This is a genomic window from Sinisalibacter lacisalsi, from assembly GCF_014640115.1.
Taxonomy (GTDB): Bacteria; Pseudomonadota; Alphaproteobacteria; order Rhodobacterales; family Rhodobacteraceae; genus Sinisalibacter; species Sinisalibacter lacisalsi.
This window is the reverse complement of the sequence record NZ_BMGI01000002.1, coordinates 465143-487677: the sequence shown is the minus strand read 5'-3', so window position 1 is coordinate 487677 and position 22535 is coordinate 465143. Positions and strand designations below refer to the sequence as shown.

The window sequence follows — 22535 nt, the reverse complement described above, 5'->3', positions numbered from 1 at the left end:
TCGCTCGCTTGCGGTCGGGCAAGGGATAACGCGCGGCAGGGGCGGCGACAAGGCAAGAGAAGGTGAACACGCCGGGGAGCCCGCCGCGCCCCCGCCCGATCAGGCGATCTCGTCCTTCGGCCGCATCACCAGCCAGATCAGCGCGGCCCCGGCCAGCGCGAGCAGGGGAATCATCGCCAGGTTCACCGCGATCCAGCCCTCCTGCGCATTGCCGCCCGAGCAGTTCATCAGCCCGCCCGAGGCCAGCGAGGCAAGGGTGACGCCGCCGAAGACGATCATGTCGTTCATGCCCTGGATCCGTCCGCGCTCGTAGCTCTCATGCGCGCCCGCGAGCATCGTGGTGGCGCCGATGAAGCCGAAGTTCCAGCCCACGCCGAGCAGCACGAGGGCGACGAAGAAGTGCTCCAGTTCCACCCCCATCAGGCCGACGAACCCGGCGGCGGCGAGGATGCCGAGGCCGGTGGCCACGATGCTGCGCGCGCCGAAACGGGCGATCAGGTGGCCGGTGAAGAACGAGGGCACATACATCGCCAACACGTGCGCGGTGACGATATCGGCGGCGGTGCCGGTGTCGAAGCCGCAGCCCACCACCGCCAGCGGGGTGGAGGTCATCACCAGGTTCATCAGCGAGTAGGACACCATCGCGGTGACGATCGAAACCGCGATCACCGGGGTTTTCAGCAGTTCCATCGTGCTGCGCCCGCGCGGCTCGTCGCCCGTCGGACGCGCCGGGGTGGGTATGTCGAGCCCGAGAAACAGGAAGGCGCCGAACACGTTGATCGCGATCACCGTCAGATAGGCGCCGACGAAGGGCACCACCATCGCGTCGGCGGTGACCTTGATCAGCTGCGGCCCGATCACCGCGGCGGCGAGCCCGCCCGCCATCACGTAGGAGATCGCCTTGGGGCGGAACTCGTCGGAGGCGGTATCGGCGGCGGCGAAACGGTAGAAACCCTGCGCCGACATGTAGAAGCCGGTGAAGAACGCGCCGACGTTGAACATCACGAAATTGCCCTGGATCAGCGCGAAGACGCCGATCGCCGCGCCGAAGCTGCCGCCGATCGTGCCGAGCCAGAAGCCCGCGCGCCGCCCGTGGCGCTGCATGATCCAGCTCATCGGGTTGGCCATCACCATCGAGGCCAGCACCGTCAGCGAGATCGGCAGGGTGGCCAGGCACGGATTGGTGGCCAGCGATTGCCCGGCCAGTCCGGCGATGGTGAAGATCATCGGCATCTGCGCACCGAGCAGCGCCTGGGCCAGGACCAGGATCACCACGTTGCGTTTCGCCTTGCGGTCGTCGGAGATGATGTTTGAGCTCATCGGGGTGAAATATCCGGGCTTGTCGGGAAAGGAAAGGGGGCTAGGGCGCCCGGTCGATCAGGTGCAGGAACGAGCCCGCGACAGGCCCGGCGATCAGCCCGGCGGGCGCGAGCGCGGTGCCTTCGGCGTCGGCCACCTCGAACAGCGGCGTGCCCTCGGCGCGCAGCGTCGTGGCATAGTGAAACTCATGCGCCGCCCAACTGCCGGGGAAGGGGCCTTGCGCCGCGCGGACCTGCCGGTAGCCAAGGTGCAGCCTGCGACTGGCGAAGCTGGTCTCGAGGTCGAGCAGGCCGAGCATCTCGTGGCGAACCCCCTCCGCGTCGGTGAGGCTTTTGCCCAGCACCATGTAGCCGCCGCACTCGCCCCAGACCGGGCAGGTGGCGGCGCGAATCGCCTCCTTGAACCGGTTCGCGGCGGCCAGGGTGCCGGCGTGCAATTCGGGGTATCCGCCGGGCAGGAAGATGAAATCGGCGCCCGGCGCGGGCGCCTCGTCGGCCAGCGGCGAGAACGGCAGAACCTCCGCCCCGCCCGCGCGCCAGTCGTCGAGGATATGGGGGTAGGCGAAGGCGAAGGCGCGGTCGGCGGCCACGGCGATGCGCTGGCCCGGCGGCGGCAGGCGGGGGCTTTCCGGGGCGGCGGGCAGATCGGCCGCGAGAGCTTCGAGCGCATCGAGATCGACCGCCGCCGCCACCGTCCCGGCGACGTGGTCGAGCCAGGCGTCGAGATCGCCACGTTCCTCCGCCTGCACCAGGCCGAGGTGGCGCGAGGGGTGTTCGAGCCCCGGCTGGCGGTGCAGCGCGCCCAGCACCGGCAGGCCGAGCGGCGCGAGCGCGCGGCGCAGCATCGCCTCGTGGCGCGGTGAGCCGACCTTGTTGAGGATCACCCCCGCCACCCGCACCCTAGGGTCGTGCCGCGCGAAGCCCGCCACCAGCGCCGCTACGCTTTGCGCCATGTGCGCGGCGTCGACCACCAGCACCACCGGCAGGCCGAGCAGGCGGGCGAGATCGGCCGTCGCGCCCTTGCCCTCGGGCGGCGCGCCGTCGAACAGGCCCATTGCGCCTTCGATCAGCAACAAACCGTCGCCCGCGGCCAGCGCGGCGATCCGCTCGGGCGGCATCGCCCAGGCGTCGAGGTTGGGGCAGGGCCGCGCGCAGGCGGCCTCGTGAAAGCGCGGGTCGATGTAGTCGGGGCCCGACTTGGCGCCGCGCACATCCCGCCCGCGCCGGTGGAAGGCGCGCAGCAGCCCGAGCGTGAGCGTGGTCTTGCCGCTGCCCGAGCCGGGGGCGGCGAGGATCAGACCGGCGCCGCTCATGCGCCCTCGGCGGGGCCAAGGCCGAGCGGGTCGGGATTGCGCGGCGTGGCGCCTTCCACCATCGCCTGCCAGTCGAGCGCCTGGCGCAACAGCGCGGCCCGGCCGACGCAGACGATCGCCGGCGCGCCGATGCCCGCGGCTTCCGCCTCGGCGGCGCAAGCGTCGAGCCGGGTTTCGAGCACCCGCTGGTCGGGCGTGGTGGCGCTCTGTACGATCGCCACCGGCTCGTCGCCGGCCCGCCCGGCCGCCATCAGCCTGGCCGCGATATCGTCGAGGTTGCGCATCCCCATGTAGATCACGATCACCGCCGACCCGCGCGCGATCGCGCTCCAGTCCAGCTGCGGGGCATGGCCGCTCGGGTCGTGCCCGGTGACGAAGGTGAGGCTCGCGTTCACGTCGCGGTGGGTGACCGGGATGCCGGCATAGGCGAGCCCGCCGATCCCGGCCGAGATCCCCGGCACCAGGCGGATCGGGACGCCGTGCTGCACCAGCGTCTGCCCCTCCTCGCCGCCGCGTCCGAAGACGAAGGGGTCACCCCCCTTGAGCCGGAGTACCCGCTTGCCCGCGCGCGCCAGATCGACCAGTTCGAGCGAGATGTCGCGCTGCTTCGGCGAGGCGGTGCCGCCGCGCTTGCCCATGTCGATCAGGGTCGCGGCGGGATTGGCCCAGTCGAGGATCGCGGGCGCCACGAGGGCGTCGTGCACGATCACCTCGGCCTGCCGCAGCGCGTTCAGCGCATGCAGGGTGAGCAGGCCCGGATCGCCGGGGCCCGCGCCCACCAGCCAGACCCAGCCGGGCAGCATCTCGGGCCAGTCGCCCGCGGGGAGAAGGGAATCGGTCATGACCCGATTTATGGCCCGGGCGCGGGCGCGGGGCCAGCCCCCGGGGCGGCGCGCGGATGCCCATTTGCGCTTGACTTTATGGCTCGTCCCAAGGATAAGCCGGGCTTCCGAACGGGGTAAGCCCCGGGCGGAGGTTGTAACCACGCCCCCGAGGGGCGCGCAGTTCGAGGCGGCGAAAGCCATGACGCCGGCGGGGCCGGGGCCGAAGGACGCGGCAGAAATGAAGGAATACCAGATGTTTGCGGTCCTCAAGACCGGTGGCAAGCAATACAAGGTCCAGGCCGGCGACGTGCTGCGCGTGGAAAAGCTTGCAGCCAATGCCGGTGACAAGGTGCAGTTCAACGAGATTCTCATGGTCGGCGCGACCGTGGGCACCCCCTTGGTGGAAGGTGCGGGCGTCCAGGCCGAAGTGATCGACCAGATCAAGGGCGAGAAGCTCATCCATTTCGTCAAGCGCCGCCGCAAGCACGGCTCGCAGCGCACCAAGGGCCACCGCCAGCAGCTCACGCTTCTGCGGGTGACCGATGTGCTCGAGAACGGCGCCGACAAGTCGGGCGTGATGGCCGCGGTGGGCGCGGGCTCGGTTTCGGGCGCTGCCGTGGCAGCCGCCGCGCCGGCCAAGAAGCCGGCCAAGAAAGCCGAGAAGGCCGCACCGAAGGCCGAGAAGGCCGCGGCACCGGCGGCGGACGCCGGGGCGGACGATCTCAAGCAGCTTTCGGGCGTTGGCCCGGCGCTTGAGAAGAAGCTGCACGCGGCCGGCGTGACCTCGTTCGCGCAGATCGCTGCGTGGACCGAGGCCGATGTCGCCGAATTCGACGAGAAACTGAGCTTCAAGGGCCGGATCGAGCGTGAAGGCTGGGTCGATCAGGCCAAGAAGCTGGCGAAGTAAGGAGAGAGCGAGATGGCACACAAGAAAGCAGGCGGCAGCTCCCGCAACGGGCGCGACTCTGCCGGTCGCCGCCTCGGCGTCAAGAAGTTCGGCGGCGAAGCCGTGATCCCGGGCAACATCATCATGCGTCAGCGCGGCACCAAGATGTGGCCGGGCGAGGGCGTCGGCATGGGCAAGGATCACACCATCTTCGCCACCGTCGAAGGCAAGGTGTCGTTCAGCAAGGGCCTCAAGGGCCGCACCTTCATTTCGGTGATGCCGGTACCGGAGGCCGCCGAGTAAGCCGAACCCGAGCGCAAAGCACATTCAAGGGGGATCGGCGATGAACCGGTCCCCCTTTTGTTATTTCTGACGCGGTGAGGGTTCAAAGTTGCGCGAGGAGGCGGCCCCGGGGGCCGGCGCAGCGCCCATATTCATCGCAACGTTTTTTGGAGGAGGGAAGGCGCATGAAGCAGGAAACCATTTCGGATCAGCCGGTGATCGAGGCGGCGCGGTTCGTGCTGCGTCCGCCGCGGCGCGGCGACATCGGGCTGTTGACGCTCTACGCCGCTGACCGGCGCGTGGCCGAGGGGGCGCGGTCGATCCCGCACCCGATGCCGCCGGGCACGGTCGAGGGCTATGTCGTCCGCGCCCAGGCGCCGGACCGGCGCGAGGATGTCTGGGTGATGGACGGCGGCACGCAGGGCCACGACGTGCTCGGCGTGATCAGCCTCACCCGGATGGACCGCAACCAGGCGCAACTGGGCTACTGGGTGGCGCCGGCGTTCTGGAACACCGGGATCGCCTCGGAGGCGGTGCGCGCGCTGGTCGAGGCCAACCCGCTGGGCAACGCGCAGCTCTTCGCCGAGGTGTTCCAGGACAACCCGGCCTCGGCGCGGGTGCTCACCAACGCGGGCTTCGAATACATCGGCGACGCCGAGGCGCATTCGCTGGCGCGCAACGCCAATGTTCCGACATGGACCTACATCCGCAAGATGGGCTGAGCCATGGCGGGCCGTGTGCCGATCCGCACCGAGCGGCTGGTTCTGCGCGACCTGTGCGAGGCCGACGTGCCGGCGCTGGTGGCCGGGCTCTCGCCGTTCGAGGTTTCGGGCTGGCTCACCGTGGTGCCGCATCCCTATACCGAGGCCGATGCGCGGGCCTTCATCGCCGCGACAGCGGCGCGCCCCGGCCATGACGGCTGGGGGATCGAGGATCGGACCGGGGCGCTCGTCGGCGTGATCGGGATTGCCGAAACTCTCGGGTTCTGGCTCGCCCGGCCCTACCAGGGGCGCGGCTATGCCACCGAGGCGGCTCGGGCGCTGTTCGACCACTACTTCGCCAGCACCGCGGCGGAGGATCTCGTGTCGGGCCATTTCGAGGGCAATCATCCCTCGTTCCACGTGCTCGAGAAGCTCGGGTTCCGGCGCGACGGCGATGAAAGGGTGTGGTCGCGCGCGCAGGGCATGGACATGGTGCTGCACCGGATGCGGCTCAGCCGGGCGCGCTGGGAGACCGCGCCGCGCGATTGAGCGGGGGCGGTTTCCGCTTCGGAAACCGTGACGGAATTCGCCCCGAATTCCGGCCCGAAATCCGCCGCGGATTTCGCACGCCCCTTGAGGCCCGTGCGGTTTCCCACTATCGCAGAGCCAGTTGAAAGGGCGCCTTCATGAAATTCCTCGATCTCGCCAAGGTCTACATCCGCTCCGGCTCGGGCGGCAACGGCTGCATCTCGTTCCGGCGCGAGAAGTTCATCGAATACGGCGGCCCCGACGGCGGCGACGGCGGCCGCGGCGGCGACGTGGTGGTGGAAGCCGTCGACGGCCTCAACACGCTGATCGATTTCCGCTACCAGCAGCATTTCTTCGCCGAGAACGGCCGGCCCGGGCAGGGCAGCCAGCGCACCGGCAGGTCGGGCGAGGATATCGTGCTGCGCGTGCCGGTGGGCACCGAGATCCTCGACGAGGACGAGGAAAGCGTGATCGCCGATCTCACCGAGGTGGGCCAGCGCGTGGTGCTGGCCAAGGGCGGCAATGGCGGCTTCGGCAACCTGCATTTCAAGACCGCCACCAACCAGGCGCCGCGACGGGCCAATTCCGGCCTGCCCGGGATCGAGCGCACGATCTGGCTGCGGCTCAAGCTGATCGCCGACGTCGGGCTGCTGGGTTTGCCGAACGCGGGCAAGTCCACCTTCCTCGCCGCGACCTCGAACGCCCGGCCGAAGATCGCCGATTACCCGTTCACCACGCTGGTGCCCAATCTCGGCGTGGTCGGGGTCGACGGCGTCGAGTTCGTGGTGGCCGATATTCCCGGGCTGATCGAGGGCGCGCACGAGGGCCGGGGCCTGGGCGACCAGTTTCTCGGCCATGTCGAGCGCTGCGCCGTGCTCCTGCACCTCGTCGATGGCACCGCCGACGACGTGGTGGCGGATTACACCACGATCATCCACGAGCTCGAAGCCTACGGCGGGGCGCTGGCCGAGAAACCCCGGGTGACGGTGCTCAACAAGGCCGACGCCCTGCTCGAGGAAGACATCGCGGAGAAGCGCGCGGCGCTGGCCGCGGCCTGCGGCGGCGAGGTCATGGTGATGTCGGGCGTGTCGCGCGCCGGGGTGACGGAGGTGCTGCGCGCGCTGCGGGCGCGGATCGACAGCGACCGGCTGCGCATCAGGCGCGAGGAAGGCGACGAAGGCGAAGAGGACGCGCCGTGGCAACCCTGACCGAGGCCCGCAGGATCGTTGTAAAGATCGGCTCGGCGCTGCTCGTCGACGCCGCGACAGGCAAGCTGCGCGCCGATTGGCTGGCCGGGCTGGCGCAGGACGTGGCCTGGCTGAAGGCGGGCGGCGCCGACGTGGTGCTCGTCTCCTCCGGCTCGATCGCGCTCGGGCGCGGCGTGCTCGGCCTGCCCCGGGGCGGGCTGGCGCTGGAACAGAGCCAGGCGGCGGCGGCGGTGGGCCAGATCCGGCTCGCGCGCGCCTACGAGGAGGCGCTGGCGCCGCTTGGCATCACCGCGGCGCAGGTGCTCGTCACCCTCGAGGACAGCGCCGACCGGCGCCGCTACCTCAACACCCGCGCGACGATGGAAACCCTGCTCGGCCTCGGCATCGTGCCGATCGTGAACGAGAACGACACCGTGGCGACCGACGAGATCCGTTTCGGCGACAACGACCGGCTGGCGGCTCAGGTGGCGGTGACCGTCGGCGCCGATCTCGCGGTGCTGCTCTCGGATGTCGACGGGTTCTACTCCGCCAACCCGCAGACCGACCCCTCGGCGCAGCGCTACGCGGTGATCGACGAGATCACCCCCGCGCTCGAGGCACAGGCCGGCGAGGGGGTGAGCGGCATCTCGAAGGGCGGGATGAAAACCAAGGTCATGGCGGCCAAGACCGCCACCGCGGCGGGCTGCGCGTTGATCATCGCCGCCGGCGCGCAGCACCGGCCGCTGGCGGCGCTGGACGACGGCGCGCCGCACACGCTGTTCAAGGCCCGGCTCACCCCGGCCTCGGCGCGCAAGCACTGGATCGCGGCGATGAAGCCGCGCGGTGCGGTCAGAATCGATGCCGGTGCGGCGCGCGCGCTGGCGCGGGGCACCTCGCTCCTGCCCGCGGGCGTGACCGAGGTCGACGGCGCCTTCGGGCGCGGCGACCCGGTGGATATTCTCGGCCCCGATGGCGCGCGGCTCGGCGCGGGCCTCGTGCGTTACACCGCCGAGGAGGCGCGCGCCCTGATCGGCAAGCGGTCGGACCAGATCGAGGCGGTGCTGGGTTACCCCGGGCGCGCTGCGCTCGTCCACCGCGACGACATGGTGCTTTGAGAGCGGCGGTGTGAAGCGGTGCGCCTGCGGCGCGCAGGATTTTTCGATTGGGGGTTCCACCCCCAAACCCCCGAGGTATTTTCGGACCCAAGAAGGGGGATGTGACGGGACGATGCGAGAGGAAGAGCGATGAGCGAGGGCCAGGACATTCACGCGATGATGCGCGGGATCGGGGCGCGGGCACGGGCGGCGGCGGCGGAGCTGGCCTTCGCCTCGCCGGCGGCGAAGACGGCGGCGCTGGAGGCAGCGGCGGATGCGGTCTGGGCGCGGCGCGGCGAGATCGTCGCGGCGAACGCGAAGGATCTGGACTACGGCCGCGAGAAGGGCCTGAGCCCGGCGATGATGGACCGGCTGATGCTCGACGAGGGGCGGATTGCCGGGATCGTCGAGGGCCTGCGCGCCGTGGCGGGTTTTCCCGACCCGGTGGGCGCGGTGATGGCGGAGTGGGACAGGCCTTCGGGGCTGCACATCAAGCGGGTGCGCACCCCGCTCGGGGTGATCGGCGTGATCTACGAGAGCCGGCCCAACGTGACGGCGGACGCCGGCGCGCTGACGCTGAAGGCGGGCAACGCGGTGATCCTGCGCGGCGGCTCGGAGAGCTTTCATTCGTCACAGGCGATCCACGCCTGCCTCGTGGATGGCTTGCGTTCGGCGGGGCTGCCGGAAGACGCGATCCAGCTGGTGCCGACGCGCGACCGGGCGGCGGTGAGCGAGCTTCTGCAGATGGTGGAGTTCGTCGACGTGATCGTGCCGCGCGGCGGCAAGGGGCTGGTTGGGCTGGTGCAGCGCGAGGCGCGGGTGCCGGTGTTCGCCCATCTCGAGGGTATCGTGCATGTCTATATCGACAAGGCCGCCGACCCGGAGAAGACCCGCAAGGTGGTGATGAACGCCAAGACCCGGCGCACCGGGATTTGCGGCGCGGCGGAGTGCCTGCTGGTGCATCGCGACGCTTTGGCGCTCGGCCAGCAGGTGATCGACGATTTGATCGCGGCCGGCGTGGAGGTGCGCGCGGGGTCGGGACTCGTGGGCAGCGTGGAAGCCGGCGAGGACGACTGGGGCCGCGAATACCTCGACGCGGTGATCGCGGCGAAGGTGGTGGAGGATATCGACGGCGCGATCGAGCATATCCGGCGCTATTCCTCGCATCACACCGAGGCGATCCTGACCGAGGATGATGCCGCCGCCGCGCGCTTCTTCGAGCGGGTCGATTCCGCGATCCTGATGCGCAACGCCTCGACGCAGTTCGCCGATGGTGGCGAGTTCGGCATGGGGGCGGAGATCGGCATCGCCACCGGCAAGCTGCACGCGCGCGGGCCGGTGGGGGCCGAGCAGCTCACCAGCTTCAAGTATATCGTCGAGGGCGACGGCACGGTGCGGCCCTGAGGCTAGAAGGCGAGGCTGATCCCGGCCGAGCCGATCTCGTGATGCAGCGCGCGGCCCTGGGCGCGGGCCTCGCCGGCGAGCAGGGCGAAGTGGACATGCGCCGGGGCGAGATCGGCGGGCGGCGCGCCGTCGAGCGCGGCCCTGAGCCCTTCGGGCAGGGCGAGCCGTGGTCCCGAGCCGGTGACCCGGTAGCCCGCGCCATGCGCGGTTACGCGCGCCTCGCCGCCCCTCGGCATCGCGGTTTCGAGGCACATCAGCCCGAGCAGGGCGAGCTTGGCCAGGCCGCGCGGCACGTCGGCCTCCGGCTGCCAGTCGACCGCCAGCCTGTGGCCGCTCGCACCGGGGGGAAACAGCGCGGCGATGTCGGCGGCCTTCACCCGCTGGCCCGGCGGGGCGGCACCGAAGGCGATGCGAAAGGCCTTGATCCGGGCCGCCGCGTTCGCCACGCTCTCGGCGAGGAGCTGGAGCTCGGGGCTGTCGTCCTGCCCGGTGAGGGCGAGAAGCTCGACCCCGTTGGCGATCGCCCCGATCGGGTTGGCGAGGTCATGCGCGATGCGCGTGCCCACGAGGGCGACGAGATCAGGCGGGGCGTCGGACATCGGCGGCTCCGTCGGAAAGGGGAAGATCATGGCTGGAACAGGATCGATGCTGGAGCCGGGAATGCTGGTGCGCCATCCCGGCCGGCCCGATTGGGGGCGTGGCCAGGTGCAGTCGAATATCGGCGGCAAGGTAACGGTCAATTTCGAGCACGCCGGCAAGGTGGTGATCGACATCGCCCGGGTCGACCTCGATCCGATCCTCGAGACCTGAGGCGCGGCTTTGGCGTGGTGCAATCATGAGGCTCATGGGTAGAAGCTAGCACAACCATGAGGCGAAGCAACCGGTTTGCGGCCGCGCGCCGGTTGCCAAATCCGCAGGGGCGACCTAAAGCGTTGCGCGGTGAAGCCGCGGCGAGATCGAGGCGAGGCGCCGCGCCGGGCCGACGCGTTTCGCGCGGGGCCGCGCGACCCCGGAACAGGGGCTTTCGGCGAGGCGCGGAAGACGGCGCGCGAAGGAGAGGCTGGGCATGGCAGCGCACAGACCGGAGTTCGAGCTGAGGCTGGCCGCGGGCGAGGCCGACATTCGCGCGGCACAGCGGTTGCGCTACGAGGTTTTCGTGGAAGAACTGGGCGGCGACGGCGCGCTGGTCGATCACGCGGCGCGGCTCGAACGCGATGCTTTCGACGCCCATTACGATCACCTGCTGCTGTTCGACAGGGCGCGCCCGGGCGATGCGGCGATCGGTGTCTACCGGCTGATGCGCGACGACATGGTGCACCGGGTGGGGCGCTACTACTCCGAAAGCGAATACGACCTTGGCGTGCTCAAGGCCTCCGGGCGGCGGCTGCTGGAGCTCGGCCGGTCCTGCGTGCATCCCGACTACCGTGGCGGCGCGGCGCTGATGCAGCTTTGGCGCGGCTTGCTTGGCTATGTCGAGTGCCATGGCATCGAGGTGATGTTCGGCGTGGCCTCGTTTCATGGCAGCGACCCGGCGCCGCTGGCGCAGCCGCTCTCGCTTCTGCATCACCGCCATCTCGCGCCGCCGGCGTTGCGGGTGCGCGCGCTGCCGGAACATTTCCAGCGCATGGACCTGGTGCCGGAGGCCGAGATCGACCGGGTGGCGGCGATGCGCGCGGTGCCGGCGCTGATCAAGGCCTACCTGAGGCTCGGCGGTTTCGTCGGCGAGGGCGCCTTCATCGACGCGCCGTTCAACACCACCGACGTCTGCGTGGTGGTCGATATCGCCCGGGTGCCGGACTCGGTGCGGGCGATCTATGCGCGCGAGGACCCGACGTGAGCGTGGTCTGGAAGGACGGGTCCGAGCCGGAAGCGGTGCGGGTCTCGCCGCTCGGCTGGCTGCGCGCGGCGATCCGGGGGCCGGCGATCGTGCTGGTGATCGTCACCGGGCTGGTGGCGATGTATGTGCTGCGACTGGTCGAGAAGCCGCTCTACGGCCTGCGCCGGCCGCTCACGCCCTGGATCACGCAAACCGTCTGCCGCCTCAGCCTGGCGATCCTCGGGCTGAAACTCACCGTCACCGGCCGGCAGATGCGCGCCAAGGGCGCGGTGGTGGCCAACCATGCCTCCTGGCTCGACATCTTCGTGCTGAACGCGCGCAAGCGCGTCTATTTCGTCTCCAAGGCCGAGGTCGCGGGCTGGCCCGGCATCAACCTGCTGGCCAAGGCCACCGGCACGGTTTTCATCAAGCGCGAACGGCGCGAGGCGGGGGCGCAGGTGGCGCTGTTTCGCGACCGGCTCGCGGCGGGGCACAAGCTTTTGTTCTTCCCCGAGGGAACATCGACGGATTCGCGCCGGGTGCTGCCGTTCAAGACCACGCTGTTCGCCGCCTTCTTCGACGATGCCCTGCGCGACTGGATGCAGGTTCAGCCGGTCACGGTGATCTACCGCGCGCCGAAGGGGCGCGACGCGCGGTTCTTCGGCTGGTGGGGGGCGCAGGACATGGGGCCGCACCTTCTCAAGGTGCTGGCGCAATGGCCGCAGGGCTCGGTGGAGCTCGTCTACCATGAGCCGGTGGCGGTGTCGGAGTTCGCCGACCGCAAGGCTCTGGCGGGCTATTGCGAACAGGCGGTGCGCACGCCGCTGGACGTGGAGATCGCAAAAGGGGCGTTGTGAGGTTTCGCCCCCGGCTGCGCCGGGGACGACGCGAAGGGGGGCGCTGCCCCCCTCTTGGCCTCACGGCCAATTCACCCCCCGAGGTATTTGCCGACCCAAGAAGCCGGAAGCGCGTTTCGAGGCCGGGGCCGGGTCAGCCGCGCGCGGCGGCGAGGCGGGTGAGCTGTGCCACCGGATCGTCGCTGCGCCAGACTTCTTCGCCGAAGGCGAGGAAATCGGCCACCGGGGCGAGGCTGCGCACCAGGTCTTCGGTGAAGCCGGCCTCGGCCACCACTGGCACCTCGATCATCTTCGACCACCAGTCGAACAGCTCGTGCTCGGCGACGCTGCCGACGCCGAGCTGGCTGGCGCCGACCGGGCCGAAGGCGACGTAGTCGGCGCCGTGTTCGCCCGCTGTCATCCCGTCGTGGCGCGAGGCGGCGCAGAAGGCGCCGACGATGGCATCGCCGCCGAGATCGGCGCGGGCCTTGCGCACGTGCCGCGCGCCGTCGGAGAAATGCACGCCGTCGAGCCCGAGACGCTCCACCATCAACACGTGGTCGGCGATCACCAGCGCCACGTCGCGCCCATGCGCCACCTCGCGGCAGGCATCGGCGGCGCGCGCGATCAGGTCTTCGTCGCGGCTGGCGAGATCGAGCCGCAGGCAGGCGATCTCGACGGCGTCGAGGGCGCGGCCGAGCTGCTCGGGGAAGACCTCGAGGTCGATCTGCGGCGGGGTGACGAGATAAAGCTGCGGCTGCTCGGTATCGGCCATCTGGCGGCTCCCTTGACGGTTTGCCGCGCTATAGCCGGTTTCGCACCGCTTGGCTACTTCGCGGGCAGGGCGCGGACGAAATCGAAGGCGAGATCGAGCATCCGGGTGCGGCGGGTCTCGTCGGCCATCGCCTCGGCGTCGACCTCGACGAAGCCGCCCATGCGCCGCCCGGTGAGCGCCATCTGGCGCGCCCCCGGGATCGCCAGCGCGAAAGGCTCGTTGTCCTTGCCGACGCGGAACATCGCCGCGCCGGGGTGGACGCCGCAGAGCATGTTGCCGTCGAGCATGAAGGCGATGCCGCCGAACATTCGCTTCTCGGCAATGCCGGGCGTGTCGGCGAGATCGCTCCGCATCAGGTCCGCCAATCCCTCGTCGTATGACATCGCGGCCCCTCCCTGCTTGCGTTGTCATTGCCATCCAGCCTATCACCCCGGCGCGGCAGCAGGGAAGCGTGTAAAATGAGCGAGCACTCACAGGTGGCGATGCCGGCGATCGTGCTGGTCCGGCCCCAGATGGGCGAGAACATCGGCGCGGCGGCGCGTGCGATGCTGAACTTCGGGCTCGACGGCATGCGCCTCGTCGCCCCGCGCGACGGCTGGCCCAACCCCAAGGCGGTGGCGATGGCCTCCGGCGCCGGGCGGGTGCTCGACGTCGCCGGCGTGTTCGACACGCTGCCCGGGGCGATCGCCGATTGCGACTACGTCTTCGCCACCACCGCGCGCGGGCGCGAACTGTCCAAGCCGGTGCTCAGCCCCGAGCGGGCGATGGAACAGGCTCGCGCGATGACGGCGGCGGGGCGCAAGGTGGCGATCCTGTTCGGCCCCGAGCGCGCCGGGCTGGAAAACGAGGATATCGCGCGCGCCAATGCCATCATCACGGTGCCGGTGAACCCCGACTTCTTCTCGCTCAACCTCGCCCAGACTGTGCTCCTGGTGGCCTACGAGTGGCGCCGGCAGGGTGGCGACGTGGCGCACGAGGTGCTCGCAAATACCGATTTCGCGCAGGCGATCGAGGTCGAGAAACTGGCGGAGCATTTCGAGACCGAGCTGGAGCGCGCCGGGTTCTTCTTTCCCGAGACCAAGGCGGAGGGGATGAAGCTGACCTTGCGCAACATGTGGACGCGGCTCGGGCTCAGCCGGGCCGATGTGCAGCGGCTGCACGGGATCCTGCGCCAGTTGCTGCGGGCGCGCGGCTGAGGCGGTCAGGCGGTGCGGCTGCGCCGCGCTCTTTTTGATGTGAAAGGGGGGCGCTGCCCCCCTCTTGGCCTCACGGCCAATTCACCCCCCGAGGTATTTCTGGACCCAAGAAGCGATCAGGCGCGGCGCGCGGCGGCGATCCAGACGAAGGCCGCGACGAGCGCGCCGACGGCGTTGAGGTTGGCCATGGTGATGTCGAGCCCCTGCCACGGGATCGCGTCCGACAGCCGCCAGGGGATCTCGTCGCAGGGCACGAAATCGGTGGCGGTGAGCTGGGCGAGCAGGTCCTCGGGGCTGAGGCCGGAAATGTCGCCGCCGCCCGAGCAGGATGCGGGGCCGGGCCACCATTTGCGCTCGACGCCGCTGTGGTAGAAGCCCACCGCCGAGGTGGCGAGGGCCGCCAGCGCGCCGGCCCAGGCCAGCCGGTGCCAGCCGGTGGCCAGCGCCAGCGCGCCGATCACCACGGCGGCGTAATGCGGGTAGCGTTGCGTATAGCACAGCTGGCAGGGCTCGTAGCCGAGCGCCTGGAAGCCCCAGGCGCCAAGCGAGGAGACCACCGAGAACAGCGTGGCGGCGAGGATGAGTTGGCGGGAGGTGAGCGTGGTCATAGGTATTGCACCGCGTAGAAGCCCCCGAGGAGCAGGATCACGAAAAGGATGAACATCAGCCCGAGCCGACGTTCGATGAAATCGCGGATCGGGGCCCCGAACTTCCACAACAGCGCCGCCACGAGGAAGAAGCGCAGGCCCCGCGCGATCACGCTGGCGACCATGAAGACGCCGAAGTTGAGGCCGGTGACGCCCGACAGGATCGTGATCACCTTGTAGGGGAAGGGGGTGACGCCGGCAATCAGAACGGCCCAGGCGCCGAAATCGTTGTAGCTCTGGCGGAAGCTGTCGAAATAGGCGTCCTTGCCGTAGAATTCGAGCACCGGGCGGCCGACGCTCTCGAACAGGCCCCAGCCGATGACGTAGCCCAGCACGCCGCCGGTGACCGAGGCCGCGAGCGCCACGCCCGCGATCAGGAAGGCCTTGCGCGGGGCGGCGATGATCATCGGGATCATGATCACGTCGGGCGGAATCGGGAAGACGGAGCTTTCGAGGAAGGCGACGAGCGCCAGCGCCCAGAGAGCGTGCGGGCTCTCGGCGAGCCGGATTGTCCAGTCGTAGAGTTTGCGCAGCATGTGGGCCCCGGGTCTGGATGCTATGCAGCACGCGGGCGGGGCGGGGTCAAGGGCCGAGGCCCGGCCGGGGCAGGGCGATCTCGCGATTGACGACACCGGGGGGCGCGGCTACAGGTACGCGCGTGCCCGAGTGGCGGAACCGGTAGACGCAGCGGATTCAAAATCCGCCGGTGGCAACACCTTGTGGGTTCGAGTCCCACCTCGGGCACCATTTCAACACACTTCAGGGTTCCGTCCGTCGCCGGGAGGCGGGTCGGCCGGTCTGCGGCCCCGCCGGTGAGGCGGTGCTCGCGGGTGCTGACGTGGCTGAAATCGGGGGCGAGCGATTCGAGGCCATCGGCATGTTCGCGAATCTGCACCGATGGACCCCAACCGGGGTGATTGGCGCGATGACGCAAACATCGGCATGGCCGAATTTCGACAAGATTGTGGCAAATGCGTGCCAATTCATTCGGCATTACGCGCCGGCGCTTTGTTCACGCCACGGAAACATCGCCGGGGGCGGATTCCCGGGCTCGAGACCGGGATATCTGTGGATAACCGAGGGTTTACGGGGATAACCACGCGCGACCGTTTCGGCGGCCTTCTCCCGGGGGTTGAACCGGTTGCCGGGCAGGAAACAATCGAGGGGGATCCTCCGGCGAAAAGGTGGCCAAAACGTGCCGCCGGGTTAACCATCTTGCACCCGCCATCGCCGACGCGCGCCGAGAAATCCCTTTTTTTACCGTCTGGACGGGGGTAATTTGGCGTTGCCCGACTGGGGGGTGATGTTTGCAGGCCACGGGGGCGGCCGCACCGAGACCATGGTATTTCCGTGGGGTCGGAGTGTGCGCCGATTTCGCCGATCGTGGCGGGCGCGCGGTGTCGCGAGGGTGATGGATCGGGGGGTCTGTCATGACGCGCGCCGCAGGGTCGTTATGGCCCGCTCTCCGAATTCCCAGGCAGAAGGGCCAGATGGTCGAATGTGCGGCATTCCGTGGCCGGGCATCGCCCAGGGTCGGGACGTGACGAGTGTTGAGCGAGGGGACAGTAGGGACATGCCACCGATGTTGGAAACCGATCAGGTCTGCGCCGCGCCCCGCGCGAGTGGGATCGGCGCGGCTGTGCCCTCACCCCATGACATCATGACCAACGAGCGCCGGCCAGTTTCGGCCAATTCAGATAACCATCCTCGTGACGCGGTTGCGCCTACCGCCGCTCGCCGCGGACTTGAGCAAGGGAACCTTTGAGATGACCTATTCGACCTCCTACACGCCGACCGGCGACTACCTTCTCGACTGGGATCTGACCGGCGCCGACGGCTCTGCGCAGCTCGTCTCCTCTTCCGGGGCCGATCCCGTCGGGGTCACGGTGTCGACGCCGGACAACGGCGATGACGATGAATTCCGGCTCAAGTACGGCGAACTCAAATCGGATGATGTCGAGGAGCCGACCCGCGCCGTCATCACCTTCGACACGGCGGTGACCGACCTCAACTTCCAGATCAAGGATATCGACCAGGGGCACGACTGGGACGACAAGGTGACGATCCTCGCCTATGACGCCAACGGCGATCTCGTCGACGTCGACTTTTCCGATCTGCAGGCGGAGCAGACGGTGAGCGGCAACACCATCGAAGGCGGAACGAAGCTTGACGAAGAGGGCATGACCGTCTCGATCGCCGGGCCGATCGTGGAACTGGTCATCATCCACTACCACGGCGGCAGCGACGACGAGTCGGGCCATATCAAGATCACCGACATGGGCTTCAACGCGGTGCACGATACCCGCGATGGCATCGTTGAGGGCACGGCGGGCGACGACCTGATCGACCTTGCCTATGACGGCGACCCCGATGGCGACATGGTCGACGCGGGCGATGCGATCCTGTCCGGTGCGGCGCCGGACGATGACGTGATCGTCGCGGGTGCGGGCAATGATACCGTGTACGCGGGCGCGGGTGACGACACCGTCTTCGGCGGCGCGGGCGACGACGTGATCTATGGCGATTCCGGCGCGGCCGAAACCGTCACCCTGCGCGAGAGCCTCAACTGGTCGGAGGCGCCGAATTTCGGCAGCGGAACCGATGCCGACGGCTTCACCCAGAACACCGGCAACGTCGATGTGACCTTCTCGATCCTGACCGAAACTGGCCACACCGACTCGCGCTTCGAGGTGACCACGCAGAACACCGACGGGATCGTGGACGATGGCGACCCGGTCGATGACGACAGTTCCTTCGAGAGCATCACCAACGGCGAGGGCAACGAGGGCGATTACCAGCTGGCCTTCTCCGACCCGGTTTCGAACGTGTCGTTCCGGATCAACGATATCGACGGCGACGGCCTGGTGCGGGTCACCGCCTACGACGCCGACGACAACGTGATCCGGGTGGACATGACCGGTGGCAGCAAGCTGAGCCTGCTCGACACCGACAGCGTGCCCGGCGCCGATACCGCCGACAGCAAGGGCGGATACCTCGACGATGACGCGCCGGAATACTCCGTGCTTGTCGGCATCGCCGGTCCGGTGGCCCGGATCGTGATCGAGCACGACCAGGACGGTTCCGGCAACAGCGGCATCAACATCACCGACGTTTTCTTCGACGTCGAGGTGAGCGATGGCACGCCGCAAGAGGGCAACGATACGCTCTACGGCAACGACGGCGACGACGTGATCCATGGCGAGGGCGGCGACGACCTGATCTATGGCGGCGCGGGCGACGACACGATCCATGGCGGCGACGGCAACGACACCATCCATGGCGATGACGAAACCTGCGAAACCGGCGGGAAGACGGGCGACCTGTTCCCGACCTGGGAGCAGGACATCTCCAACATCGTGTTCTATTTCGACACCGATGGCGATGGCGAGCATGATCGGGCGATCAAGATCGACGGGTTCCCCGAAGGCGGCACGCCGACGCATATCTCCAACGATCTCGATGATTTCTACGCCCAGATGCATGGCTTCATCGTGGCGGAAAACCCCGAGCTCGAGGGGGCTTCGGTGGTGCTCGGCGTGTCGATCAAGGGCGGTGTGCAGCCCACCGAGTTCTACGCCGTCGATGCGGATGGCAACGGGGCGCTGCCGGACGACGGGCCGACGATGAACACGGGCTCCGGCACCGAGACGCTGCTCTATTCCGACTTCTACGCCACCTACGATCCCGCGGCCTCCGGCACGACCGGCGAGGCGGGAGCCTATGACGACGTGATCGACGGCGGCGCGGGTGACGACCTGATCTTTGGCGGCGCCGGCAACGATGTCATCGAAGGCGGCGCGGGCGACGACACGATCTACGGCGATTACGGCCCCGGCACCCCCGGCGCGCCGGGCGAGGCGAAAACCCTCGTCTGGGAGAACGTGGCGGCCGACGGCACCCATCCAGGCGGCTCCACCGATTACGACGCCGGCGGCATAAACGTGAACATCGCCTTCAGCGCCCTCGACCATGGCGCCTCCGCGACGATTTCGGACGACACGGTCTACACCGAGGCGGGCGAGGGGCTCGATCCCGATTCCAGCCTGATGCTCTATGGTGTGGGCAGCGATGGCGGCTTCGAGGATACCTCGCTCACCTCGCTCGCCTTCTCGGCCACAGACAGCGCCTATGGCGACGAGGTGCAGAACGTGTTCTTCCGGCTCAACGATGTCGACACCGGCTACAGCGCCGATGATCATATCGACCGGGTGACCGTCCGCGCCTTCGACGCCGAGGGCAACGCGGTGGACGTGGTCCTCACGCCCACCGGCGTGCAGGACGTGGACGGCAATACGGTGACGGGCACCTCGCCGGACGAGGGCAATGTTGATCCCGAAGATGCGCTGGGATCGGTCGAAGTGGCGATCGCGGGCCCGGTGGCGCGGGTCGAGATCCTTTACCAGAACGGCGAGGCGACCGACCAGGCGATCTGGGTTTCCGACGTGACCTTCGAGACCACCGCGCCGGATGGCGAGCACTGCCCGCCGGGCGATGACGTGATCACCGGCGGCGCCGGGGCGGACGTGATGCATGGCGAGGGCGGCAACGATACCTTCATCGTCGCCAGCGCCGAGGACGGGGCGGGCGACGTGATCGTCGGCGGCAACGGCCCCGATGAAGACACCGACCACGACGTGCTCGATCTGCGCGGCGCCGGCAAGGTGACCATCGACAAGATCGAGGACGATACCGATGCCGGCGCCTACAAGGGCACGGTGACCTTCGAGAACGGCGACACGCTCGGCTTCAGCCAGATCGAGGAATTCCTCACCGATCCGCAGAACGAAGCGCCGATGGCGATGGACGACGACGCCACCACCGACGAGGACACCGCCGTGGTGATCGACGTGCTGGCGAACGACAGCGACCCGGACGGCGATTTGCTGACGGTGACCGAGGCGACGAGCCCGGACGGCATGGTCGAGATCAACCCCGACGGCACGCTCACCTTCACGCCGGACGAGAACTTCAACGGCAGCACGACGATCGCCTATACCGTCTCCGACGGCAATGGCGGCACCGACACCGCGACGGTGAGCGTCGAGGTGACCCCGGTGAACGACGCGCCGGTGGCGGGTGACGACAGCACCAGCACCGACGAGGACACGGCGGTGGTGATCGACGTGCTGGCGAACGACAGCGACGTCGACGGCGACATGCTCGAGGTGACCGAGGTGGGCGATCCCTCCAACGGCACGGTCGAGATCAACCCCGACGGCACGCTGACCTACACCCCGGACCCTGACTACAACGGGCCCGACAGTTTCACCTACACGGTGTCGGACGGCAATGGCGGGACCGACACGGCGACGGTGAACATCGACGTGACCCCGGTGAACGACGCGCCGGTGGCCGAGGATGACGCCGGCCGCACCCCGATCAACACCCCGGTGGTGATCTCGGTGCTGGCCAACGACAGCGACCCGGACGGCGATCCGCTGAACGTGATCAGCGCCTCCAGCCCGGACGGGTCGGTCGATATCAACCCCGATGGCACGATCACCTTCACCCCCGGCACCGATTTCTTCGGGGAAACCACGATCGACTACACCATCTCCGACGGCAACGGCGGAACCGACAGCGCGGTCGTGACCCTGATGGTCAACGACGGGATCGTGTCCGGCACCGTTGGCGACGACCTGATCGACGTGAATTACATGGACGATCCGGAAGGCGACATGGTCGACGCGAACGACGCGATCCTGCCGGGCGCTCAGCCCAACGACGATGTGATCCTCGCCGGCGACGGCGACGACACGGTGTTTGCCGGGCTTGGCGACGACCATATCGTCGGCGGCGCCGGTGATGACGTGATCCATGGCGAAGACGGCAACGACACGATCATCGGCGGCGATGGCTCCGATACCGTCTACGGCGGCGCCGGGGACGATTACATCGACACCTCGGGCTCCAACCCGGCCTCGGACTACGGCTTCCCGCCGCTGGTGCCGGAAGACAGCGACAAGTTCGACGATCGCGACTACGTCGAAGGCGGCGATGGCAACGACACAATCCTCACTGGCGACGACCAGGACACGATCCATGGTGGTGCCGGCGACGACACCATCGACGGCGGGCTCGACGACGATCTGATCTACGGCGACGCCGGCAACGACACGATCATCGGCGGACACGGTTCCGACACGATCCATGGCGGCGATGGTGATGACGTGATCTATGGCGGCCTCGGCCCGGATCCGTCGCTCGACCCGCTCAACCTCCCCGATGATATCGACCCGCGGCCCGATAACGGCATCGACGTGATCTATGGCGGTGCCGGCAACGACACCATCTACGGCCAGGACGATGCCGATATCCTCTACGGCGACGAGGGTGACGATTTCATCGACGGCGGCATCGACAACGACACGATCTACGGCGGCGAGGGCAATGACGAGCTTCATGGCGGCGCCGGCAGCGACCTGATCGATGGCGGCGCGGGCAATGACGAGATGTATGGCGGCGACGACCGCGACAGCTTCGTCAACGTCAATGCCGACGATCTGATCTACGGTGGCGAAGGCGGCGACGATTTCGACACGCTCGATCTCAACGGCTCGGCCCCGAATAACGGTTCGCTCAAGGTCACCTATACTTCGGCCGACAAGGAAGACGGCTTCGTCTCCTACTTCGACGAGAACGGCGATGCGGCCGGCACGCTGAACTTCTACGAGATCGAGAACGTGATCCCCTGCTTCACGCCGGGCACCATGATCGCGACGCCGAAGGGCGAGCGCCGGGTGGAAGAGCTGAAGGCCGGCGACCGGGTGATTACCCGCGACAACGGCATCCAGGAGATCAAGTGGGTCGGCCACAAGCCGATCGGTTTCAAGGAGTTGGCGGTTTCCGACCACCTCAAGCCGGTCCTGATCCGCGCCGGCGCGCTCGGCAACGGCCTGCCCGAGCGCGACATGATGGTCAGCCCGAACCACCGCGTGCTGGTGGCCAACGATCGCACCACGCTCTACTTCGACGAGCGCGAAGTGCTGGCGGCGGCGAAACACCTTGTCGACAACAAGGGGATCATGACCGTCGAGCCGCTGGGGGTGACCTACCTGCACTTCATGTTCGAACACCACGAAGTGGTGCTCTCGGACGGGGCGTGGACGGAAAGCTTCCAGCCGGGCGATCATTCGCTCAAGGGCATCGGCAACGCCCAGCGTCAGGAACTGTTCGAACTTTTCCCCGAGCTCGATACGCGCGACGGGATCGAGGATTACACCGCCGCCCGGCGGATCCTCAAGAAGCACGAAGCCCGGATGCTCGTCGGGGAGTGATGCAGCGCGCCCGCCGGCGGCTCCGGCGGGCGACCCAGGCTGGAAAAGGGGAGGGGCTGCCCCCGGCACCTGGTGCCGAGACGGGCTTCGCGCGCCGAAGGCCACGCTGTTTCCGGTTTTGAAACAATCTCGCGGGTGACTGCGGGATTGTTTTCATTTCGGCCCGCCGCCGGGGCGATGATATCGCGGGATTACTGAAAGGGCGCCGAGGCCGCATCGGTGCCATTGTTTCGCCTTAGTCACCAATCTTGCCACACAAGGGCGAATTGTCTCCAAACCGGAACAAGCGCCGTCACGCAGGAAAACAAGGCGAATCGGTCGCCGCAAAAGGGCCTCGGCGCGGGATCAACGGGCCTGCCGCACCCGGGGCCGGATCGCGCGAATTGTGGCGAAATCGGGCGGAAATGTGGCCGCACCGCCGAAAACAACTGGCTTTCAGCGGTTCTCCGG

Annotated in this window: 20 protein-coding genes and 1 tRNA gene; 13 read left to right on the top strand and 8 right to left on the bottom strand. The window is 68.5% G+C overall.

The genetic code is table 11. The annotated features are described in order from the left end of the window. Positions 1-99: 99 nt before the first annotated feature. Genes IEW01_RS08240 through cobA form a run of 3 tightly spaced genes read right to left on the bottom strand, consistent with a single transcriptional unit; the run spans position 100 to position 3474 of the window. Entirely contained in the window at positions 100-1320 is a 1221-nt protein-coding gene (locus IEW01_RS08240; protein ID WP_188527131.1) for an MFS transporter, read from the bottom strand. 40 nt (positions 1321-1360) lie between these two features. Beyond that, positions 1361-2632, bottom strand: a complete 1272-nt coding sequence (locus IEW01_RS08235; RefSeq protein WP_188527130.1) for a cobyrinic acid a,c-diamide synthase CobB — start codon at positions 2630-2632, stop codon at positions 1361-1363. Next, a complete protein-coding gene (gene cobA, locus IEW01_RS08230) occupies positions 2629-3474 on the bottom strand; it encodes a uroporphyrinogen-III C-methyltransferase (protein ID WP_188527129.1) in 846 nt (281 codons plus the stop codon). Before cobA ends, IEW01_RS08235 begins: the two co-directional genes overlap by 4 nt. A 235-nt stretch (positions 3475-3709) precedes the next feature. On the opposite strand from cobA, the gene IEW01_RS08225 reads away from it, so the two are divergent. The 7 genes from IEW01_RS08225 (at position 3710) to IEW01_RS08195 (ending at position 9538) form a co-directional block, all read left to right on the top strand. After that, complete coding sequence (locus IEW01_RS08225) at positions 3710-4363, top strand: 50S ribosomal protein L21 (RefSeq protein WP_188527128.1); 654 nt, start codon at positions 3710-3712, stop codon at positions 4361-4363. Between the two features lie 12 nt (positions 4364-4375). Continuing rightward, positions 4376-4645, top strand: coding sequence for a 50S ribosomal protein L27 (rpmA, locus tag IEW01_RS08220; protein ID WP_188527127.1), 270 nt, complete (start codon positions 4376-4378; stop codon positions 4643-4645). A 164-nt stretch (positions 4646-4809) separates the two neighbouring features. Next, positions 4810-5346 carry a GNAT family N-acetyltransferase gene (locus IEW01_RS08215; RefSeq protein WP_188527126.1) on the top strand — a complete coding sequence of 179 codons (537 nt, stop codon included), beginning with the start codon at positions 4810-4812 and terminating at the stop codon, positions 5344-5346. 3 nt (positions 5347-5349) lie between these two features. Further along, entirely contained in the window at positions 5350-5874 is a 525-nt protein-coding gene (locus tag IEW01_RS08210; protein ID WP_188527125.1) for a GNAT family N-acetyltransferase, read from the top strand. Between the two features lie 137 nt (positions 5875-6011). Further along, positions 6012-7061 carry a GTPase ObgE gene (gene obgE / locus IEW01_RS08205; protein WP_188527124.1) on the top strand — a complete coding sequence of 350 codons (1050 nt, stop codon included), beginning with the start codon at positions 6012-6014 and terminating at the stop codon, positions 7059-7061. Then, positions 7049-8155: a glutamate 5-kinase gene (proB, locus tag IEW01_RS08200; RefSeq protein WP_188527123.1), complete on the top strand. Its 1107-nt coding sequence runs from the start codon at positions 7049-7051 to the stop codon at positions 8153-8155. Before obgE ends, proB begins: the two co-directional genes overlap by 13 nt. 129 nt (positions 8156-8284) lie before the next feature. Continuing rightward, positions 8285-9538, top strand: coding sequence for a glutamate-5-semialdehyde dehydrogenase (locus tag IEW01_RS08195; RefSeq protein WP_188527122.1), 1254 nt, complete (start codon positions 8285-8287; stop codon positions 9536-9538). Positions 9539-9540: 2 nt separating this feature from the next. Here IEW01_RS08195 and IEW01_RS08190 read toward each other — a convergent pair whose 3' ends face one another. Next, positions 9541-10137, bottom strand: a complete 597-nt coding sequence (locus IEW01_RS08190) for a histidine phosphotransferase family protein (RefSeq protein ID WP_188527121.1) — start codon at positions 10135-10137, stop codon at positions 9541-9543. Positions 10138-10165: 28 nt separating this feature from the next. Here IEW01_RS08190 and IEW01_RS08185 point away from each other — a divergent pair, with 28 nt between their 5' ends. From IEW01_RS08185 to olsA, 3 genes are all read left to right on the top strand, one after another. Next, positions 10166-10348, top strand: coding sequence for a DUF3553 domain-containing protein (locus tag IEW01_RS08185; protein ID WP_188527120.1), 183 nt, complete (start codon positions 10166-10168; stop codon positions 10346-10348). 256 nt (positions 10349-10604) lie between these two features. Beyond that, complete coding sequence (gene olsB, locus IEW01_RS08180; RefSeq protein WP_188527119.1) at positions 10605-11375, top strand: L-ornithine N(alpha)-acyltransferase; 771 nt, start codon at positions 10605-10607, stop codon at positions 11373-11375. Then, complete coding sequence (gene olsA, locus IEW01_RS08175; RefSeq protein ID WP_188527118.1) at positions 11372-12211, top strand: lyso-ornithine lipid O-acyltransferase; 840 nt, start codon at positions 11372-11374, stop codon at positions 12209-12211. The genes olsB and olsA overlap by 4 nt, the downstream gene beginning before the upstream one ends. 133 nt (positions 12212-12344) lie before the next feature. Here the strand turns inward: olsA and IEW01_RS08170 are convergent, their stop codons facing one another. Next, entirely contained in the window at positions 12345-12965 is a 621-nt protein-coding gene (locus IEW01_RS08170) for a thiamine phosphate synthase (protein ID WP_188527117.1), read from the bottom strand. A 53-nt stretch (positions 12966-13018) separates the two neighbouring features. Beyond that, positions 13019-13348, bottom strand: a complete 330-nt coding sequence (locus IEW01_RS08165) for a TfoX/Sxy family protein (protein ID WP_188527116.1) — start codon at positions 13346-13348, stop codon at positions 13019-13021. Positions 13349-13423: 75 nt separating this feature from the next. On the opposite strand from IEW01_RS08165, the gene IEW01_RS08160 reads away from it, so the two are divergent. Then, complete coding sequence (locus IEW01_RS08160) at positions 13424-14161, top strand: RNA methyltransferase (RefSeq protein ID WP_229738146.1); 738 nt, start codon at positions 13424-13426, stop codon at positions 14159-14161. A 116-nt stretch (positions 14162-14277) separates the two neighbouring features. Here the strand turns inward: IEW01_RS08160 and IEW01_RS08155 are convergent, their stop codons facing one another. Together IEW01_RS08155 and IEW01_RS08150 are read right to left on the bottom strand one after the other, a co-directional pair. Next, on the bottom strand, positions 14278-14769 hold the full coding sequence (locus IEW01_RS08155; RefSeq protein WP_188527115.1) for a disulfide bond formation protein B: 492 nt from the start codon (positions 14767-14769) through the stop codon (positions 14278-14280). Further along, on the bottom strand, positions 14766-15344 hold the full coding sequence (locus IEW01_RS08150) for a YqaA family protein (protein ID WP_188527114.1): 579 nt from the start codon (positions 15342-15344) through the stop codon (positions 14766-14768). Before IEW01_RS08150 ends, IEW01_RS08155 begins: the two co-directional genes overlap by 4 nt. A gap of 124 nt (positions 15345-15468) precedes the next feature. On the opposite strand from IEW01_RS08150, the gene IEW01_RS08145 reads away from it, so the two are divergent. Both IEW01_RS08145 and IEW01_RS08140 read left to right on the top strand, forming a co-directional pair. Next, positions 15469-15555 (top strand) — tRNA-Leu (locus tag IEW01_RS08145). Between the two features lie 1019 nt (positions 15556-16574). Further along, positions 16575-22085 (top strand): Ig-like domain-containing protein, encoded by a 5511-nt coding sequence (locus IEW01_RS08140; RefSeq protein ID WP_188527113.1) that lies wholly within the window; start codon positions 16575-16577, stop codon positions 22083-22085. The last annotated feature ends 450 nt before the right edge of the window (positions 22086-22535 follow it).

Bases quoted from the DNA above. Each gene is read 5' to 3' on its own strand.
- cobA (WP_188527129.1), bottom strand. From the start codon at position 3,474: ATGACCGATTCCCTTCTCCCCGCGGGCGACTGGCCCGAGATGCTGCCC.
- IEW01_RS08155 (WP_188527115.1), bottom strand. From the start codon at position 14,769: ATGACCACGCTCACCTCCCGCCAACTCATCCTCGCCGCCACGCTGTTC.
- rpmA (WP_188527127.1), top strand. From the start codon at position 4,376: ATGGCACACAAGAAAGCAGGCGGCAGCTCCCGCAACGGGCGCGACTCT.
- IEW01_RS08165 (WP_188527116.1), bottom strand. From the start codon at position 13,348: ATGTCATACGACGAGGGATTGGCGGACCTGATGCGGAGCGATCTCGCC.
- IEW01_RS08235 (WP_188527130.1), bottom strand. From the start codon at position 2,632: ATGAGCGGCGCCGGTCTGATCCTCGCCGCCCCCGGCTCGGGCAGCGGC.
- IEW01_RS08225 (WP_188527128.1), top strand. From the start codon at position 3,710: ATGTTTGCGGTCCTCAAGACCGGTGGCAAGCAATACAAGGTCCAGGCC.
- olsB (WP_188527119.1), top strand. From the start codon at position 10,605: ATGGCAGCGCACAGACCGGAGTTCGAGCTGAGGCTGGCCGCGGGCGAG.
- IEW01_RS08185 (WP_188527120.1), top strand. From the start codon at position 10,166: ATGGCTGGAACAGGATCGATGCTGGAGCCGGGAATGCTGGTGCGCCAT.
- IEW01_RS08190 (WP_188527121.1), bottom strand. From the start codon at position 10,137: ATGTCCGACGCCCCGCCTGATCTCGTCGCCCTCGTGGGCACGCGCATC.
- IEW01_RS08210 (WP_188527125.1), top strand. From the start codon at position 5,350: ATGGCGGGCCGTGTGCCGATCCGCACCGAGCGGCTGGTTCTGCGCGAC.
- IEW01_RS08170 (WP_188527117.1), bottom strand. From the start codon at position 12,965: ATGGCCGATACCGAGCAGCCGCAGCTTTATCTCGTCACCCCGCCGCAG.
- IEW01_RS08140 (WP_188527113.1), top strand. From the start codon at position 16,575: ATGACCTATTCGACCTCCTACACGCCGACCGGCGACTACCTTCTCGAC.
- IEW01_RS08215 (WP_188527126.1), top strand. From the start codon at position 4,810: ATGAAGCAGGAAACCATTTCGGATCAGCCGGTGATCGAGGCGGCGCGG.
- IEW01_RS08240 (WP_188527131.1), bottom strand. From the start codon at position 1,320: ATGAGCTCAAACATCATCTCCGACGACCGCAAGGCGAAACGCAACGTG.
- IEW01_RS08195 (WP_188527122.1), top strand. From the start codon at position 8,285: ATGAGCGAGGGCCAGGACATTCACGCGATGATGCGCGGGATCGGGGCG.
- IEW01_RS08160 (WP_229738146.1), top strand. From the start codon at position 13,424: ATGAGCGAGCACTCACAGGTGGCGATGCCGGCGATCGTGCTGGTCCGG.
- obgE (WP_188527124.1), top strand. From the start codon at position 6,012: ATGAAATTCCTCGATCTCGCCAAGGTCTACATCCGCTCCGGCTCGGGC.
- IEW01_RS08150 (WP_188527114.1), bottom strand. From the start codon at position 15,344: ATGCTGCGCAAACTCTACGACTGGACAATCCGGCTCGCCGAGAGCCCG.